Origin of the sequence: Pallidibacillus pasinlerensis (assembly GCF_009996845.1) — a bacterium.
GTDB lineage: Bacteria > Bacillota > Bacilli > Bacillales > Caldibacillaceae > Pallidibacillus > Pallidibacillus pasinlerensis.
The window spans coordinates 1-18,793 of sequence record NZ_JAACYS010000012.1 but is presented as its reverse complement, the minus strand read 5'-3'; the positions used below and the strand labels follow the sequence as shown (position 1 = coordinate 18,793).

The following is an 18,793-nucleotide window of genomic DNA, read 5'->3' as shown; positions in this document are numbered from 1 at the left end:
GGAATAATTTTTATTATAGCATATCTTCGTAAAAATACTATTTTAGATTGCTCATTTAATAGATTATATGATTAATCCCAATTAATGTCTACATATTTTTAATAACTTTTTTGTTATTAAGTAACTAAATTTTAGTAACATCGCAACGATATGAAAACAGAACTTTATAATACATTAAAAATATGGTAAATTTCAACTATAATATGAATTTTAATTAGGTCGTAGTTTTACATATTGATATAATATTGACAGAAGCTTAAAGAAGGTGTTTCCTTTGGAAAAGAAAAAGCAAACTTTCGCATTAGATATTGGCACTAGAACAGTCGTCGGTGTCATGTTAGAAGAAATTGAAAATAAAAAAGTAATTAAAAAAATATATGCTTTAGAACATAAAGACCGTGCCATGTTAGATGGACAGATTCATGATATTACAGCCGTAAGTCAAGTGATCCAAGAAGTCAAAAATGCACTGGAAGCTGACTTCGGTCCGCTAGATAAGGTAAGTGTCGCAGCAGCTGGACGTTCATTAAAAACGGAAAAAGCGCAGGCCCATCTTCCAATTAGCGGACGAGTTTTACAAAAAGATGATGTCATTCATCTAGAATTAATGGCTGTACAAAAAGCAGAACAAACGATGAAGGAAAAGTTTAAAGAAGTTAACACTGAATATTTTTGTGTCGGTTATTCGGTTCTTTACTATTATTTAAATGGTGAAAAAATTGGTAATTTAGTTGATCAACAAGGTGAAGAAGCATCCGTTGAAATTATCGCAACCTTTTTACCAAAAATCGTTGTCGATTCCTTAACGACAGCGGTAAATCGAAGTGGGTTAGAAATTGGTGCTCTTACATTAGAACCGATTGCTGCTATACATGTGCTTGTTCCTCCTTCAATGCGTCGTTTGAATGTCGCTCTTGTCGATATCGGTGCTGGTACTTCTGATATTGCCATCACGGATCAAAATACAATTGTTAACTACGGAATGGTACCAATTGCCGGTGATGAAATAACAGAAGCTATTAGTGATCAATTTTTATTAGATTTCCCTCTAGCCGAACAAGCCAAAATTGAATTAGCAGCAAAGGATGAAATTGTCATTCAAGATATATTAGGTTTTGAGTCGACTTTATCTCGTGATGAAATTATCGAAGCAATTTCACCAACAATTAATGATCTGGCAAAACGAATTGCCGATGAAATTTTACAATTAAACGGTTTAAAAGCACCAAAAGCTGTTATGTTAATTGGTGGTGGAAGTTTAACTCCGAATCTTGCAGAAAAAATTGCTAATGAATTAAATTTACCGAAAAATCGTGTCGCAATTCGGGGAGTAGATGCTATCCAAAACATCACATTTGAAGATGAAGTTAAGTACGGGCCAGAACTTATTACACCGATTGGAATCGCCGTAAGCGCAGATAAAAATCCAATCCAATATCGATCCGTTCAAGTAAATAACATTCCAGTCCGTCTTTTTGAATTGAAACAATTAACGGTCGGCGAATGTCTCCTGCAAGCTGGTATGAAAATGAGCCAATTATATGGAAAACCTGGTTTAGCAAAAATCATCATGGTTAATGGAAAAAGTATGACGTTAAGTGGCCAACTAGGTTCACCCCCTATTTTACAAAAAAATGGCATCGACTGTTCCATTGATGATGTTGTATCTGATGGTGATAGCATTGTAGCTAAACGTGGCGAAGACGGTAAAGAGGCTGCAATGACGATTAAGGATTTATTTGACAATACAGAAAACACCTATATTATCGATGGAAAATCATACTCAGTTAAACCGAAAATTGTAGTTAACGGTAATACTGTAAGTCCCGATTATTTAGTGAAAGATAAAGATCAAATTACCGTACAAGAGCCTAAAACCATTTCCGATTTATTATCTATAGTAAACCTATCACATAAATTAAAGGGAATTGAACCGTTCTATATTCAAATTAATAGTCGTGAGATTCATATACCAGCTTTTTCTGGAAAAGTATTAAAAAATAATCTCGAAGTGTCTTTAAATAGTCCTGTTAAAAGTGGCGACATTCTCCAATTCGTTGAAACATATGAACCGACTTTGGAAGAACTAGCCATTACACAAAATTGGCAATTACAGTATTCCGTACCGATTAATTTTAATGGAGAAGAGATTTTTTTATATGAAAATATCACGCAAGTTTATAAAAACGGGCAATTATTAAAAGCGAATGAACGAATAAGAAATGGCGATCATTTAATTGTTGAATTTAAAAAGTTTGAGCAATTTATTTTCCAAGATGTTTTCCGATTGGTAGATTTTCAGTTGCCGAATGAAGCTGGAAAATATGAAATTTTAATTAATGGTGAAGATGCAAGTTTCGATCACCCTATCCAACCAGGGGACAAGTTAGAAATAAAATGGATTGGGGTAAAGAACTAATCGAGGGGCATAAATCGCCCCTTTTCTTATGAATATTTTTCACTTTCTATTCATCATTTGACAGGACCTCTAACGGTTTTTCAGCCGGGCCTTCAACGACATCACCATTAATTGCAAATCTTGAACCGTGACAAGGACAATCCCACGTCCGCTCTCCACTATTCCACTCCACTTCACATCCCATATGGGTACATGTCGTATCGACAACAATCACTTTGCCTTTTTCATCCTTATAAGCTCCAACTCGCTTACCACGGTATTTTACTACAGCCCCCTCATCATTTTTCAAGTCCTCAATTTTCTTTGTAGGATTTTCTAACTTTCCTTGTACTAAATGTTTTGCCACATTAATATTTGCTTGTAAAAAACGTTTTACCGATGGATCTGTTTTAAATCTAGAAGGCGTATATAACTCGATATAAGGATTATCCTTATCAAGGATAATATCTCGGAATATGTGAGCTGCCAAGGTTCCATGGGTCATCCCCCATTTTCTAAATCCAGTAGCCACTAAAATATTTCGATTCGTATTTGTCACATAGCCGATATAAGGTACTTTATCTAACGTCGAGTAATCTTGTGCACTCCAGCGATAAACAAACGCCTTTACTCCGAAAGCATTTTCGGCATACGTTTTCAAGTTTTCAAAGTATTTCATTGTTGAAACACCTTGTCCTGTTTTATGATGTTCACCACTAAACAAAATTAAATTTTGACCATTATATGGTGTATATCGTATCGACCTAGTCGGGGTTTCTGCATTAATATACATTCCACCAGATAATTCCTTCTCAGTTAATGCTGCAACAACATAGGAACGTTCCGGATGCATACGTGCAAAATAAAATCCTTCATCATGAAATGGAAAATGGGAACAACTTAATACATATTTACACGTAATTGTATGACCATTCTGTAGTAATACTTTCGGTTGTTCCCCCATTTCTACCTGTAAAGCTGTTGTTTGTTCATAAATTTGGCAGCCCTTTTTAGCAATTTCATCAACGAGGAAACGGAGATATTTCAACGGATGAAATTGAGCTTGATTATTCATAACAAGTGCCCCATTGATTGTAAATGGAAGCGGACATGTATCAACCATCTTTCCAGGAATATTTAATTTTTCATATGCTTGATATTCCTTTTCTAAATTTGGCATTTCTTCTTCTGATTGGGTAAAAATATATGCATCTTCAATAGCTAAATCACAATCAATTTTATATTGATTAATTACACTTTTCACAAACTCCATAGCCTCTGTATTTGCTTGATAATATTGCTGTGCCTTTTCCACACCAAAATGTTGGATAAGCTCATCATAAAACAATCCATGTTGGGCCGTTAATTTTGCAGTTGTATTTCCCGTTGTACCGCTTAATAAACGATCAGCTTCAATTAATGCAACAGTAAAGCCTTCCTGTAATAGTAAATAAGCAGAAGTTACACCGGTAATTCCGCCACCGACGATTGCAATATCTACTAGGATATCTTCATTTACCGACGGATGAGTAGGAAATTCAACTTGATCCTTCCATAAGGAAATCGGATGTTTCGGGAGTTGCTTATTCAAAAAAATCTCTCCTTCAAAAGTTTTTTCTACATTTTTCCCTTTTGATGGAGAGAGTATTCTAATTAAGACAATAAATGATTAAAAGTTATATAGATTTTAGTCTGCTGTGATTTCAATAATTTCACCATTTTCTACAGCTGCAACACGAACTGTCATGACAAAACCACCATTTTCATCGATTTCTTCAATTACATATACTTGTTTATCTTCAGGGAGATTATCTAACCCGTCTTGGATATGTGCATAAATTTCCTTTGCATCCTCAACATTGCCCGCAGCTTTCATCGCTTCTACGAAAATATATACGGATACATAATGGTATCCGGCTTCTGAACCGGGATCTTCATTGTATTTTTCACGATATTTCTCAACAAACTGTGGTGTTCCTGGGAATTCGGAATGGATGAGTGGCATCGTGCCAATCGAGCCCTCTAATAGTTCATAGGAATCCCCAACGACTAATTTCATCTCGTCTAATTTTGCCTGATCCATAATGATAAATCCACCTCCAAACCCTAGCTCCCTTGCTTGTTGAGCAAGTTTTGCAGTTGGTTCTGATGGCCCACCAATAAATAATACGTCAGGATTGCTTTCTAAAGCATTGGTTAAAATCGTAAAGAAGTCCGTATCCTTTGAAAAATCAACGGAAGATTCATGGACAACTTCTCCACCAGCTGCTTCCCAATGTGGAAGTAAAGCGTTCGCCCAATCTTGACCGTATTGTGTTACCGTTGGAATTGACGCAAGTTTCGTTCCAAATCGCTCCATTGAATATTCTGTAAATGGCTCAAGATATCCATCATAACGAGGTGGGATACGAACCGTTAATGAATTCCCCTGTTCCGTAATGGCTGGTTCACTAGAATATCCGGCAATGATGAATTCATCTTGTTCATTAAAAACTTGCATTGCCATAATACCACCACTATGTGGTGAGAAAATAATCGGTGTTTGACTTTCTTGAACGAGACGTTGGGCATTCGCTGCGGCTTCATTCGGTAAATATTGGTCATCTAAAGACTCGATTTTCAATGTGTACGTTTCACCATTTACTTCAAATCCACCATTTCCATTGATTTCTTCAATCGCCATTTCAATTCCCCGTAATGTCTTTTCTCCATATGATGCAGCCGGTCCACTTAGCGGTCCAGTAAAACCAAGGGTGACTACCTTATCTCCGCCTCCACTACTACTACCATCTCCTCCACTACTTCCTTGAGCACATGCAGCTAACAATAGCATTGGAATAAGTAGAAAACTCATTAGCAAGCGCTTAATCATTATTTTTCCCCCTTATTCATTTACTTAAAATTTAATTAAGCACCAATATAAGCCTTTCTAACCTCTTCATTTTCAAATAATTCTTGTGAGCTTCCTTGTACGACAATTTTGCCGTTTTCATAAACATATCCCCGATTAGCAATGCTTAATGCTGCATTGGCATTTTGCTCCGCTAACAAAATTGTAGTTCCCTCTTTATTAATTTGTTGAATACTTTCAAACATTTGTTCAACGATTAATGGGGCAAGCCCAATGGATGGTTCATCAAGTAGCATGAGTTTCGGCTTGGCCATGAGGGCTCTACCAATTGCTAACATTTGTTGTTGCCCCCCACTTAGTGAACCAGCTGGATCATCTCTTTTTTCATAAAGGATTGGAAATAAGTCATAAACTTCTTTCATACTATTTTTAATTTGTTGTTTGTTTTTCCGATGGACATATCCACCTAAATTTAAATTTTCTTGTACAGACATTTGAGGAAATAGTTTTCGATCTTCAGCACAATGAACAATGCCCATCTCGACAATTTTATTCGGTGATTTCCTATGAATCTCTAAGTCTTCAAATATAATTTTTCCTCCTGCAAGTTGATTTAACCCACTGATCGTCCGAAATGTTGTTGTTTTACCTGCACCATTTGCACCTAATAAAACAACAATTTCTCCTTTCTCCACAGTTAAACTCACATCACGGATTGCCGCATATTTTCCATATTTTACAGTTACATTATCCAACTTAAGCACTGACACTACCTCCTAAATACGCCTTAATTACTTGTTCATTATTTTGAATTTCTTGAGGTGTGCCTTCCGCTATTTTCTCACCGTAATTTAACACCATGATATTCTCAGCAAGTTGCATAATCATCTGCATTTTATGCTCGATGAGACATACTGTAATTCCTTTATTTGCCATATCTACTATTAACTGTGAGAGTTGATCTGTTTCCTCGGGATTAATTCCTGCCGTTGGTTCATCTAAAAATACTAATTCAGGGTCCGTTGCAAGAGCCAAAGCAAAGGCCGTTCGTTTTTTTTCCTCTTGCGAAATATTAGCTACGACTTGATCTGCAACATCCATTAATCCAGTAAACTGAAGTACTTCCATCGCTTTTTCCTTACTTTCTTCCTCTTCACGTTTAAAGCGCGGGGTATGAAAGATAGCATCAAATAAATTTGTTTTCGTTCGTAAACGATAACCGACAACTACATTTTCAAATACCGTAGCACGCTCAAAAAGGGTCGTTGTTTGAAATGTACGGGAAATTCCGAGTTTCGCAATTTTATTTGCTGGCAAACCGGTTATATCTTGACCTTTAAATTGGATTTGACCAGAAGTTGGTTTCAGCATTCCACTAATTAAATTAAAAAAAGTTGACTTACCAGCACCATTCGGACCGATGATTGCATTAATTTTTCCCTTTTCAATTGAATAATCCACTTCTTTTACAGCAACTAAGCCCCCAAACCGTTTTGTTAGCTTTTTAACTTCGAGATACAATGATGACTCCCCCCTTTATGCTCCTTTTTCTGTTTCAATAGGAACTTTTACTTTTTTCACTTTCCTTTTCGCACTAATATTTTTAAAGAGACCTACAATTCCATAAGGTGAGAATATGATCATTAACGTTAAAATCGGACCGAAAACTAACATACGATATTCTTCAAGAAACTGGAGCGATTGCGACACCCAAACAATTAACAATGTTCCGACAACAGGGCCGGCAAATGTACCTATACCACCGACAATAAGGAAGGTTAATAAATCAAACATAATAATTGTTGAGCTGATTTCAGGTCCTAAAAAGCGGATAAAGACTGCATAAAGTACTCCTGCTAAACCTGCGAAAAACGTTGATAAAACAAAAGCTAGTAATTTATTCACCGTTGTCGATATCCCTAAAGCTAATGCTAGATTCTCACTATTACGAATGGCTGTGAACGTCCTCCCGACGAGTGAGTTAATAATCCGATAGATCACAAAAATACTTAGTAGGAGAATGAGTAAAACAAAGTAATAACGATAAATCGGATCAGATAGTTCAATCGGACCAATATTCGGTAGTGGTGGTATCCCGATTAATCCTCTTACCCCCCCTGTCAAACTTTCCCATTTATCTATGACTAAGTAAATGATATAACCTACACATAATGTATAAATGGCAAAGAAATGTTCCTTAGTTCGTAAAGCAAATAGACCTATGAATAAACCAATGATCATCGTAATGATGGGAGATAAAATAAACGCGAGCCAAAACCCCATTTCTACTTTCGTAGTCAAAATACCCATCGAGTAAGCTCCGATAGCAAAAAATCCTGCATGGGCCAGTGACAAGTACCCAGTATAACCAGCAACTATATTTAGGCCATATACGGCAATAATCCAAATAAATGATAGAGTCATAATATAAATATAGTATTGATTTGGTACGATGAACGGGAAGAGTAGTGCTACAACAATTAGTAATGGAATGATTATTCGCTTGTTAGAAAATATCATTTCGACTCCTCCCTTGCAAAAATTCCTTGTGGTTTAAAGGTTAATATAATAACGAGAAGTACGAACGCAATAATATCCTTATAGTCATTGGAAATATATGTTGCACCGATTGCTTCTGTAAATCCGAGTATATAACCGCCTAAAATGGCACCGGGTACACTTCCCATCCCACCTAGAATAATAATGACAAAGGCTTTTAAAATAACGAGATGTCCCATCCCTGGAAAAACAAGATTAATAGGCGATGTTAAAGATGCTCCAATAGCTGCGAGACCACCGGCAATGAAAAACGTAATCATTGCCACTTTATTCGTATTAATTCCGACTAAAGATGCCCCATCGCGGTTTTGGGCCATCGCCATAATACTTGCTCCCATATATGTTTTCTTTAAAAATAGCCAAAGTAGAATCATAACGGTAACGGCTGTAATAACAATAATAATTCGTTGCAACGTGATCGTTAAACCACCAATCGCAATGACTTGGTTAAACGGTGTTGACATTTGTAAATAATGGGGGCCCCAAATCAATTGCGCTAAAGCTTCTAGGAAAAGCAAGATACCAATGGCTGCTACTTTATCTTGAATCGGAGGGGCTTCCCTTAATGGAAAAAAAACAAGACGTTCTAACAAAACACTGACAACTCCAACGACAAAAATAGATACTATGATACTAATAACGTAGTGAACACCAAGTGCCGTCATCATCGTTAATGTAATATAAGCACCTAACATATATAGTGCCCCATGGGCAAAGTTAGGAATATGTAATATTCCATAAACTAACGTTAATCCCAGGGCAACTAAACTATATATACTTCCAACGGTTAAACCATTAAATAACTGTTGAATGAGAGTCTCCAGACTGATCCCCCCTTTAAGTAACGAGACTTACTTTTTCACTTAAAACTGGTACAACATCGTAACGGTTTTTTTGGGCAATAAAATCGATTTCATGTTCAAATCCAAGATCAATAATTTTTTGACCGACTCTAGATTTTTTTAATATAACATTTCCTTGATGAATATTATTTTTAAATATTAGATGAGCCGTTAATGCAGCATCCGTCAGTTCCCAATTTTTATGTAGTTGTTGTAAACATTCGATGAAAAAGCCCGCTCCATAAAAATCTTCAATATTAAAACGACCAAAGGATCCTGCACAAACTAATAAAATCGTTTCACCAGCATACGTATCTAAAATTTTTTCTGCTACTGCTTTTGCATTTAGTAATGAAGCAGCGTAAATCTTTTTTGCTCTGGCTGCTTTTTTTATTGCTACCGTTCCATTTGTTGTTGATAAAATAATCGTTTTTCCATTTACTTGTTCTTTTAAGCTTCGTGGATAGGGATAAAGAAAACCATCAATTGGTTTACCTCGATATTCACCGACTTTTAGGATATTTTCATCGTTTCGCTGTTTTTCCTCACTAATCGCCTCTTCAAAATTCAAAACTGGAATTACTTCATTTGCGCCGTGAGCAAGTAAAGTTGTTATCGTTGAAGTGGCAAGTAAAATATCAAAGACGACAACAATTTTTTCATTGTTTATTTTTTCCAGTTCGAGTTCTTCCTTTTTTAAAAGCACATGGATTTTTCCCATTTATAGCACCTCAAGTTTAACTTTTCGGTAAAATCTACCTCAATTAAAACTTTTCACTCGTCAATTCGATCGCATACTGAATTAAATTTTTCGCGTACACATTCAAATATTTGAACCGCTCATCTTTCGTTTGTCCTTTTTTATAACGATAGTAAATTTGTTGTAAAATACCAGCCAATTTTAGATAGGCAAAGGTTAAATAAAAGTTCATATGTCGAACATCGCGACCACTTTTCTTAGCATAGTTTTCGATAAACTCTCTTCTCGTCATAAAACCAGGCATTGCTGTTAATGGTCTTTGTTCATCTGGTTGTTTTAACAACTCCGAGTCATCTTTTTCAATAATGTAACCACAAACGACTCCTAAATCTGCTAGCGGATCACCTACCGTTGTCATTTCCCAATCGAATACACCAACAATTTCATTTAAATCATCATTAAACATAATATTGTTTAATTTGTAGTCATAATGAATAATCGTTGGTTCCGGTGATTGTGGGATATTGGAAACGAGCCATCGTTTTAATTTCTCAAATTGTGCTACTTCTTCTGTTTTTGCCATTTCAAAACGTTTAATCCAACCATGTACTTGTCGCTCTAAAAAGCCTTCTGGTTTTGTCATCGTTACTAGCTTAGTTTTCGTATAGTCAATACTGTGCAATTGCACTAATGTATCAACCATTTTCTCGGAGATCTGTTTGCCCAATTGTTTCGTTTCAGTAATATAATCTGGTAATTTTTCATCTAGTACGATTCCTTTTTTTCTCTCCATTAGGAAAAATGGACGGCCGATAATCGATTCATCTGCTAATAAATACGGTGTCGGTGCTGCTGGGAAAAATTGGTAGACCTCTTTTAAAATTGTATATTCCCGTTCCATATCATGGGCCTTTGGAGCAACTGGACCGTTAGGAGGCCTGCGTAAAACAGCCTCCCATTCCCCGATTTTAATTAAATAGGTTAAATTTGAGCGACCTGCACTAAATTGTTTAATAGAAACGGGAGCATCCTTGGGTAACTCCTTGATATGCTCTTTTATAAAAGGTATAATTTTCTGTTCATCCAATTCCTCGCCTTCCCGAATAGGTATCGTTTCTGAGAGCATATGAAACACCTCTTTCCAGAATATTCTGTATTCACTTCCGATAGAGTGCTCTTCTTTTATATTTAAACCCGCTCAATAATCGTAGCAATTCCTTGGCCTCCACCAATACAAGCGGTTATTAATGCATATTTTCCATTTCTCCGTTGTAATTCATATACCGCCTTTGTTATTAAAATTGCACCGGTAGCACCTAGTGGATGTCCATGAGCAATCGCACCACCATTAACATTTAACTTATCTATGTCCATATCTAATTCTCGGTTTACGGCTATTACTTGTGCAGCAAAAGCTTCGTTTAACTCTATTAAGTCAAAATCATGTAAACCTAGACCCGATTTCGCTAACACTTTGCGAACTGCAGGTACTGGACCAATTCCCATAATATTTGGATCGACACCAGCAACTGCTGTTTCTCGAACAACAGCAAGCGGTTTTAAGCCAAGTTCATTTGCTTTACTACTCGACATGACTACAAGAGCTGAGGCTGCGTCATTTAAGCCTGAACTATTTCCTGCAGTTACGGTTCCTCCTTCTAAAAAGGCTGGTGGAAGTTTAGCTAGTGCTTCTATCGTTGTATTTGGCCGTGGATGTTCATCTTTATCAAAGATATACGGCTCACCTTTCCGGACAGGCACTGTAATCGGAACGATTTGCTCATCGAAACGACCTTCTTCCATGGCTATTGCCATTTTCTGTTGACTTTTTAAAGCAAATTCATCCTGTTCATCACGGGATATGTTATATTTTTCCACTAAGTTTTCCGCTGTAATTCCCATCGGTGGATCGCCAACTTCTTTCGGCGATAATTGAGACTTGCGAAATTGTGGAGGTGCAGGACTATATGGCCTTTCAGGGCGGTCCATTAAGTACGGTGCCCGACTCATACTTTCCGTTCCACCAGCAACATAAATATCTCCTTCACCAGCTCGAATTGCTTGGGCAGCTAAAGCAACCGCATTAATCCCTGAACCACATTGTCTATCAACAGTTAAACCTGGAATGTTTATGGATAATCCTGTTTGCAAAGCTGTTAACCTAGCAATATTTCCACCACCGCTTAACACATTACCAAAAATGACATCATCAATTTGTTCTGCCTCAATTTTTGCACGTTTAACAGCTTCCTTAATTACTTCCGCTCCAAATACGTGGGCAGGGACAGTAGCTAACGACTGCCCCTGTCTTGCAATTGCTGTACGAACTGCTGATACAATCACCGCTTCTCTACCCACATTACATTCTCCTTCCCTTTTTCAAAAACTACTATCCTATGTTCCTAATAAGTTAGCGCTCCACCATCGACTACAATTACTTCGCCGGTAACGAAATCTGAAGCTGGCGCAGCTAAAAATAGAGCCACTCCTTTTATGTCTTTATCTGTTCCATATCGTCCTAACGGTGTACCATCTAAAATTTTATCTCCGTATTTTTCGAGTAATACTTTCGACATTTTTGTCGGGAAAAAGCCCGGGGCAATCGCATTTACATGAATATTATGTTTCCCCCATTTAGCTGCAAGATCCCTCGTAAAATTAATGACACCTGCTTTACTTGTGTTATAACCAATCGTATTCATCACTTCCGGATTCGAACCGCGAAGTCCCGCTGCAGAAGCGATGTTAATAATTTTACCTGCCTTTTGTTCAATCATTATTTTGCCAACAGTCTGAGACATGAGAAACGTTCCAACTAAATTTACATTAATGACTTTTTGAAATGCTTCTAGTGGCATTTCTTCAACAGGCGATCCCCATGTTGCACCACTGTTATTTACTAAAATATCGATACTTCCAAATTTCTCTAAAGTAGCCTCTACAACTTGTTTTACATCATCTGGATTTGTAACATCACATTTTAATGCTAACGATTCGACACCGAGCTGTTTTAATTTTTCACTTACCTCAACACAATTTTCAACTTTACGTGAACAAACTACAACGTTAGCACCTGCTTCTGCAAAAGCAATGGCCATTTGTTCACCGAGTCCCCGTCCACCACCAGTTACAATAGCCGTTTTTCCTTTTAAACTAAAAAGTTCCGTGACATGCATCATATTCTCCTCCTATAAAATTCAATGTTGATTTTTAACGACTAACTTTTTCAGGCTCTGCATATTTTTTCAATTCCAATCTCGCAACAGTTCTCCTATGTACTTCATCTGGACCGTCGGCAATTCTTAACGTACGAATATTAGCAAACATCGCTGCAAGGGGATAATCTTGGCTTACTCCAGCAGCTCCTAATGCTTGAATCGCTCGATCAATTACCTTTAAGGCAACATTCGGAGCAACGACTTTTATCATGGCAATTTCCGCTCTTGCTCCTTTATTACCAACAGTATCCATCATATGAGCGGCTTTTAACGTTAATAATCGGGCTTGCTCAATTTCAATTCTTGATTCGGCAATCCATTCTTGAATGACGCCTTGCTCTGCTAACTTTTTCCCAAATGCCTCTCTTCCCTGAACTCGTTTACATACAATTTCTAATGCTCGTTCTGCTGCCCCGATTGACCGCATACAATGATGAATTCGTCCTGGACCTAAACGTCCCTGAGCAATTTCAAAGCCTCTTCCTTCCCCAAGTAAAATATTTGACGCCGGAACACGAACATTATTAAACTCAATTTCAGCATGACCGTGTGGCGCGTGATCATAGCCAAAGACTGTTAGAACACGCTTAATTGTTACTCCAGGTGTATCCAATGGTACGAGTATCATAGATTGCTGTTTATATTTCGGTGCGGTTGGATCGGTTTTTCCCATGACAATCGCAATTTTGCAACGTGGATCCCCTGCACCAGATGACCACCATTTTGTTCCATTTATGACGTATTCATCACCGTCACGAACGATACTTGCTTGAATATTAGTAGCATCTGATGAAGCAACATCCGGTTCAGTCATACTAAAACATGAACGAATTCCTCCATTTAACAGTGGTTTTAACCATTTTTCCTTTTGTTCCTCAGTTCCGTATCTTACAAGTACTTCCATATTTCCTGTATCAGGAGCACTGCAATTAAATACTTCTGGTGCAATACTAGAGCGTCCCATTATTTCCGCTAATGTCGCATATTCTAAGTTTGTTAGTCCCGCACCATACTCACTATCCGGTAAAAACAAATTCCATAATCCTTGTTCCTTCGCCTTTGCTTTTAACTCTTCTATGATAGGCGGTACTTCAGAAAAACGATCGTATTCATTAATTTGTTCTTCATAAACTTTTTCATTTGGATAAATATATTGCTCCATAAACTCAGTTATCCGCTTTTGAAAATCTTTGGCCCGCTCCGACACTTCAAAAATCAACGCCTTCACTCCTTTTTAATCACATATATTTTTAATACTCTGAATTATCTTCCTAAACCGAACCCCTCTCACTTTTATCAGATGGGGTTCGCCTTTATAAAATTAGAAATTATTCATAACGAGTAAATTGTACCGTTCCTTTAACGACGACTTGATCTTTTTGATTTACCGCTGAGACATTAAATAATAATTCTCCATCCCGTTCTTCTTCTAACTCTGCCCTAAGTGTGATCATATCATTTAAAAAAACCATACTAGCAAAGCGTACTTTAAACTCTTTAATAAATCCTTCACCATAATACGGTGTAAATAATTTACTTAAATTTCCCATTGTCCACATTCCATGGGCGATAATTCCAGGTAAACCTGCATTTTTTGCTTCAGCATCAATCGTATGAATTGGATTGAAGTCTCCAGATGCACCAGCATATTTAATCAAATCTAAGCGAGATACTGGGTCTAGTGTCACTTCTAATGTATCACCGATTTTAAATTCCGTAATAATGCTCACACTTTCATCTCCTTTCGAACGGCTTCGGTAATAATCACATTTTGAATTTCAGTAAAAATCAAATCACCCTTTTCATCTTCTCCGAACCGTTTAATGATGACAAATCCCATTTTACCGCCACTTTTACCAACTTTTTCATAGTAATCTTCAATTTTTGCATAACAGTAAACTACTTCATCAACTAAAAGTGGTCGATTGTAAATGTATGTTTCTTCACCATGGATTAAACCTTTTTTCGGTAGTTCAACACCTTCGATTACGCCATAATCTAACGTACGTGGAAAGGTTGGTGGTGCAATGTTTCTACCATATCTAGCGTTTTCACCGAATTCTTCGTCTACATAAAATGGATGAAGGTCACCAATTGATTCAGCAAAACGTTTCACTAGTAAACGGTCAACACGGTTTTTTACTTTATTTGATTGTTTTCCAATCCATTCTTTTGACAATTTCATCCACTCCTTTAAACTGTTGGTCCACCAGCAACATAGATTACTTGACCGTTAACAAAGGACGATTTTTCATCTGCAAAGAAAGCAACCGCATTGGCAATATCCGCTGGTTTTCCACTTCTACGTACAGGTATCTCATTCGCACGGGCTTCAATAAATTTATCAAATGGAACACCAATTCTAGCCGCTGTAGCCTTTGTCATTTCTGTTTCAATAAAGCCTGGAGCTACTGCATTTGTTGTAATGCCGAATTTTCCTAATTCGATTGCCAACGTTTTTGTAAATCCTTGTAAACCGGCTTTTGCTGTTGCATAGTTTGCTTGACCATAGTTTCCTAAAGCAGATGTGGAAGAAATATTAATGATTCGACCATATTTTTGTTCAACCATATATTTTTGCGCTGCACGTGCTGCATTAAAGGATCCTTTTAAATGGACATCCATTACAGCTTGCCAATCATCATCTGTCATTTTAAACAATAAATTATCACGGATGATACCAGCATTATTTACTAGAATATCTAGTGAACCATACTTCTCTACTACTTCTGCAATAGCAGTTTCAACTTCTTCTCGATTCACTACATTTGCTTTTTTTGTAAAGATTTCATAACCTTTACTTTCAAAATCTTTTTTTGCTTCTTCTAAAGCTTCTTCGTTAATGTCAATGATTGCTACTTTTGCCCCTTCCTCTAAAAATAATTCAGCAATCCCTTTACCAATTCCACGACTTCCTCCAGTAACAAAAGCTACTCGATTTTCAAAACGTTTTGACATACAAACATCCCCCTGTAGATTCTAAGTTTTGGCTAAACATCGAAAATTCAGCCTGTTTTAATTATTTCGTAATACACTGTTAATAATCAAATAAAATCTCCTAATTTCACATGACCTTTTAATAGATTACGAGAGATTATTAAACGTTGAATTTCGTCCGTACCATCATAGATTCTCCATAATCGCATTTCACGGTACCACTTTTCAATTGGCAATTCTTTTGTATATCCCATACCACCATGAATTTGCATTACCCGGTCTACAACACGATTAGCCATATTGGCTCCGTACAATTTAGCCATAGAAGCAAGATGACGATTATCTTCTCCTTGGTCTAACGTAAAGGCTGCATTTAGTACAAGCCATTTTGCCGCTTCAATTTCAACAGCAGAATCTGCAATCATCCATTGAATCGCTTGTCTATCAGCTATCGGTTTTCCAAAAGTTTTCCGATCTTTAGAATAATCAATGGCCATTTGTAATAGACGTTCCGCAGCCCCAACAGCACGAGCACCTACAATCCAACGGGCATAGCCGATCCATTCTAATCCTAGTTTATATCCACCGTGTAATTCACCTAAAATATTTTCTTCCGGCACACGAACATTTTCAAAGATGAGACTTGCTGGACCCCAATCTCCCATCGTATGAATATATTCAGAGCGCCACCCCATATCACGGTCAACGATAAAACAAGTAACACCATCTCGGCCATTTCTTGCATGGGCTTTTTTATCTGTAACAGCAATTACCATTACGAAATCGGCTTCATTTCCACCGGTAATAAAAGTTTTTTCACCATTAATTACCCACTCATCCCCATCTTTTACTGCCGTAGTTTTAAGGTTTCGTGTATCTGAACCAGCATCCGGTTCTGTCATTGCAAAACATGATTTCTTTTCACCGTTAATCGTTGGTATTAAATATTTTTTCTTTTGTTCATCATTTCCGTAATATAAAATATTGTCAGCAGAACCACCGAAGCGGAATGGAACAAATGTTTTCGAAATTTCCATTGTAACAATCGCTTGCATAACTTGACCGAGATCCGCTCCTCCATATTCAGCCGGCGTATTAATTCCCCAAAACCCTGCCTGTTTTGCCTTTTCCTGTAACTCTTCTAATTTTCCTTCAGGAAGGTCTGGCTTTCCTTCTAATGACCTTCTTAACACTTCGTTTTCCAGTGGCATCAGTTCTTTTTCTACAAATTTACGAATTGTTTCTTGCACCATTTTTTGTTCTTCAGTTAAACGTAAATGCATTTTTTAACACTCCTTGTTTATTTTTTATTGCGATTTGACATATTGTTCTACTAATACTCTTTTTAAGATTTTACCGATTGCTGATTTTGGTAATTCTTTTACAAAATCAACGGATCTAGGTACTTTGTATGCTGCCATTTTCTCACGGCAATATTGAATTAATTCTTCTTCTATTAATTGTGCCCCTTCTTTTAAAACGACAACTGCTTTCACCGTTTCTCCGCGGTAACTGTCTGGCACACCAATAACTGCCGCTTCTAATACTGCAGGATGTGTATAAATGACATCTTCTACTTCAATTGGATAAACATTATAACCACTTGCAATAATTAGTTCTTTTTTGCGTCCAACGATATAAAAGAATCCATCTTCATCCATTTTCGCTAAGTCCCCTGTATATAGCCATCCATCTCGGATTGTTTTCCTTGTTTCCTCAGGATTATTCCAGTAACCTTTCATTACTTGTGGCCCTTTTACAATTAACTCTCCTATTTCACCTATAGGAAGTTCTTTTGTACCGGTATCTTTGTCTACAATTTTCGCATCCGTATTCGGGATTGGAATACCGATACTGCCAGCCTTTTGCAATCCGACTATTGGATTTCGATGGGTAACCGGTGAAGCTTCAGATAACCCATATCCTTCAGCAACTTGTGTACCGCTAACCTCGTTAAATTTATTAATTACTTCAACTGGTAATGGTGCTGATCCACTGACACATGTTTCTAACACACTTAAATCAAAACGCTTTTCTTTATAATAGTCTAGTAGAGCAATATACATCGTTGGCACCCCAGGAAAAATTGTCGGCTTTGTTTTTTCAATAATATTTACGACTAATTCAGGTTCAAATTTAGGAACGAGAATTAAGTTTCCACCAATATAAAAGTTTAAAAGCATACAACTAGTCATACCGTATACGTGGAATAATGGTGAGATTGTCAGTGTTCTTTCTTTACCATATTTCGTTTTTATCTTAGAAGTTGCCTCACTTTGTAATGTATTTGCGACTAAATTATAATGAGTTAACATCGCTCCCTTTGATAGTCCGGTAGTCCCACCTGTATATTGAAGAACTGCCACATCCTCTTTAGGATTCATTTCCACACTCGGAACCGGTAGACCCCTATTTTGTAATAGTTGGTTAAAACTTGCATCTTTCCCTTCAAGATTAACTGTATATACTTGTTCTAAAGCTGTCTTATCCTTAATCTGATCAATTAACGGTTGCAGACGGTCTAACACTATTAACATTTTAGAACCTGAATCATTTAAAACATGTAATAATTCAGAGGCTTTATACATTGGATTTACTTGAACGACAATGGCTCCACATAATAAAACTGCATAGTAGCTAATGACGTATTGCGGACAGTTCGGGAGCATAATACCGACACGATCACCTTTTTGTATGCCAGCATTTTTTAAGTTACTAGCTGCAAATTGAATCAATTGATTCAATTCCGTATATGTAAACGTTTTTTGAAAAAATGTCATTGCCGTATGGTTAGGATACGTATCTACTGATTGTTTAAAAAAGTCTTGTAATGAGATTTCTAGGATATCAATTTCAACTGGATTCCCTTCAGGAATATGTTTATACCAACGTTTCGTCAATACAATCACTCCTATTCTTTAAATTTGGTTCGTGACAGCGTTTTCAAACAAGACTATTAAATTATTATTTTTTAGCAGCTCCTCCTTTTTCGGAAAAATTTTGTCATTAAATATAATGCAAATCTTGTGCCAACCGTAAATAAAAAATCATTAAGGAAGTGGTTGTATTCATATGTAAGGCTAGTCATACTTGAATTCTTTGCAATTCTAATTTTTTAACATAAAATTATCAGCGTAATAAAAAAATAGAGTTTCATCACTTTTACGGTATGATAATTCATAAAATTCAAAAAAATAAATTCAAAAGTGAATTAATAACAGCAAAAAACATTACAATATCAATAATTTAAAATTAAATTACAACAATTCATTTTTGAATTACAGACAA

17 protein-coding genes are annotated in these 18,793 nt (G+C 36.7%); 1 reads left to right on the top strand and 16 read right to left on the bottom strand.

Annotation, left to right across the window (positions count from 1 at the left end):
* The first annotated feature begins 265 nt into the window (after nt 1-265).
* Nucleotides 266-2,419: a cell division protein FtsA gene (locus tag GW534_RS04285; RefSeq protein ID WP_407670441.1), complete on the top strand. Its 2,154-nt coding sequence runs from the start codon at nt 266-268 to the stop codon at nt 2,417-2,419.
* Between the two features lie 46 nt (nt 2,420-2,465).
* On the opposite strand, the gene GW534_RS04280 is transcribed toward GW534_RS04285, so the two are convergent.
* From GW534_RS04280 to GW534_RS04205, 16 genes are all read right to left on the bottom strand, one after another.
* Nucleotides 2,466-3,989 carry an FAD-dependent oxidoreductase gene (locus GW534_RS04280; protein WP_161919823.1) on the bottom strand — a complete coding sequence of 508 codons (1,524 nt, stop codon included), beginning with the start codon at nt 3,987-3,989 and terminating at the stop codon, nt 2,466-2,468.
* A 96-nt stretch (nt 3,990-4,085) separates the two neighbouring features.
* Nucleotides 4,086-5,270, bottom strand: coding sequence for an ABC transporter substrate-binding protein (locus GW534_RS04275; RefSeq protein WP_161919822.1), 1,185 nt, complete (start codon nt 5,268-5,270; stop codon nt 4,086-4,088).
* Nucleotides 5,271-5,305: 35 nt separating this feature from the next.
* Entirely contained in the window at nt 5,306-6,013 is a 708-nt protein-coding gene (locus GW534_RS04270) for an ABC transporter ATP-binding protein (RefSeq protein WP_161919821.1), read from the bottom strand.
* On the bottom strand, nt 6,006-6,770 hold the full coding sequence (locus tag GW534_RS04265; RefSeq protein WP_161919820.1) for an ABC transporter ATP-binding protein: 765 nt from the start codon (nt 6,768-6,770) through the stop codon (nt 6,006-6,008). The genes GW534_RS04270 and GW534_RS04265 overlap by 8 nt, the downstream gene beginning before the upstream one ends.
* Before the next feature lie 15 nt (nt 6,771-6,785).
* Nucleotides 6,786-7,769, bottom strand: coding sequence for a branched-chain amino acid ABC transporter permease (locus GW534_RS04260; protein WP_161919819.1), 984 nt, complete (start codon nt 7,767-7,769; stop codon nt 6,786-6,788).
* A complete protein-coding gene (locus GW534_RS04255; RefSeq protein ID WP_161919857.1) occupies nt 7,766-8,632 on the bottom strand; it encodes a branched-chain amino acid ABC transporter permease in 867 nt (288 codons plus the stop codon). Before GW534_RS04255 ends, GW534_RS04260 begins: the two co-directional genes overlap by 4 nt.
* A gap of 13 nt (nt 8,633-8,645) precedes the next feature.
* Complete coding sequence (locus GW534_RS04250) at nt 8,646-9,371, bottom strand: 2-phosphosulfolactate phosphatase (RefSeq protein WP_161919818.1); 726 nt, start codon at nt 9,369-9,371, stop codon at nt 8,646-8,648.
* Between the two features lie 43 nt (nt 9,372-9,414).
* Nucleotides 9,415-10,476 (bottom strand): phosphotransferase family protein, encoded by a 1,062-nt coding sequence (locus tag GW534_RS04245; protein ID WP_161919817.1) that lies wholly within the window; start codon nt 10,474-10,476, stop codon nt 9,415-9,417.
* Nucleotides 10,477-10,538: 62 nt separating this feature from the next.
* On the bottom strand, nt 10,539-11,708 hold the full coding sequence (locus GW534_RS04240) for a thiolase family protein (RefSeq protein ID WP_161919816.1): 1,170 nt from the start codon (nt 11,706-11,708) through the stop codon (nt 10,539-10,541).
* A gap of 44 nt (nt 11,709-11,752) precedes the next feature.
* Nucleotides 11,753-12,526, bottom strand: coding sequence for an SDR family oxidoreductase (locus tag GW534_RS04235; protein ID WP_161919856.1), 774 nt, complete (start codon nt 12,524-12,526; stop codon nt 11,753-11,755).
* A gap of 34 nt (nt 12,527-12,560) precedes the next feature.
* Nucleotides 12,561-13,787 carry an acyl-CoA dehydrogenase gene (locus GW534_RS04230; protein ID WP_161919815.1) on the bottom strand — a complete coding sequence of 409 codons (1,227 nt, stop codon included), beginning with the start codon at nt 13,785-13,787 and terminating at the stop codon, nt 12,561-12,563.
* A 109-nt stretch (nt 13,788-13,896) separates the two neighbouring features.
* Nucleotides 13,897-14,298, bottom strand: coding sequence for a MaoC/PaaZ C-terminal domain-containing protein (locus GW534_RS04225; protein ID WP_161919814.1), 402 nt, complete (start codon nt 14,296-14,298; stop codon nt 13,897-13,899).
* The gene (locus GW534_RS04220; protein WP_407670440.1) at nt 14,295-14,753 is read right to left on the bottom strand and encodes a MaoC family dehydratase N-terminal domain-containing protein; all 459 of its coding nucleotides are present in this window, start codon (nt 14,751-14,753) and stop codon (nt 14,295-14,297) included. The genes GW534_RS04225 and GW534_RS04220 overlap by 4 nt, the downstream gene beginning before the upstream one ends.
* 8 nt (nt 14,754-14,761) lie before the next feature.
* Nucleotides 14,762-15,526 carry a 3-oxoacyl-ACP reductase FabG gene (fabG, locus tag GW534_RS04215; RefSeq protein WP_161919812.1) on the bottom strand — a complete coding sequence of 255 codons (765 nt, stop codon included), beginning with the start codon at nt 15,524-15,526 and terminating at the stop codon, nt 14,762-14,764.
* 86 nt (nt 15,527-15,612) lie between these two features.
* A complete protein-coding gene (locus GW534_RS04210) occupies nt 15,613-16,788 on the bottom strand; it encodes an acyl-CoA dehydrogenase family protein (RefSeq protein WP_161919811.1) in 1,176 nt (391 codons plus the stop codon).
* A gap of 24 nt (nt 16,789-16,812) precedes the next feature.
* Nucleotides 16,813-18,405 carry a long-chain-fatty-acid--CoA ligase gene (locus tag GW534_RS04205; protein ID WP_161919810.1) on the bottom strand — a complete coding sequence of 531 codons (1,593 nt, stop codon included), beginning with the start codon at nt 18,403-18,405 and terminating at the stop codon, nt 16,813-16,815.
* Nucleotides 18,406-18,793 lie beyond the last annotated feature (388 nt).

Bases quoted from the DNA above. Each gene is read 5' to 3' on its own strand.
- GW534_RS04250 (WP_161919818.1), bottom strand. From the start codon at position 9,371: ATGGGAAAAATCCATGTGCTTTTAAAAAAGGAAGAACTCGAACTGGAA.
- fabG (WP_161919812.1), bottom strand. From the start codon at position 15,526: ATGTCAAAACGTTTTGAAAATCGAGTAGCTTTTGTTACTGGAGGAAGT.
- GW534_RS04245 (WP_161919817.1), bottom strand. From the start codon at position 10,476: ATGCTCTCAGAAACGATACCTATTCGGGAAGGCGAGGAATTGGATGAA.
- GW534_RS04260 (WP_161919819.1), bottom strand. From the start codon at position 7,769: ATGATATTTTCTAACAAGCGAATAATCATTCCATTACTAATTGTTGTA.
- GW534_RS04235 (WP_161919856.1), bottom strand. From the start codon at position 12,526: ATGCATGTCACGGAACTTTTTAGTTTAAAAGGAAAAACGGCTATTGTA.
- GW534_RS04275 (WP_161919822.1), bottom strand. From the start codon at position 5,270: ATGATTAAGCGCTTGCTAATGAGTTTTCTACTTATTCCAATGCTATTG.
- GW534_RS04220 (WP_407670440.1), bottom strand. From the start codon at position 14,753: ATGAAATTGTCAAAAGAATGGATTGGAAAACAATCAAATAAAGTAAAA.
- GW534_RS04210 (WP_161919811.1), bottom strand. From the start codon at position 16,788: ATGCATTTACGTTTAACTGAAGAACAAAAAATGGTGCAAGAAACAATT.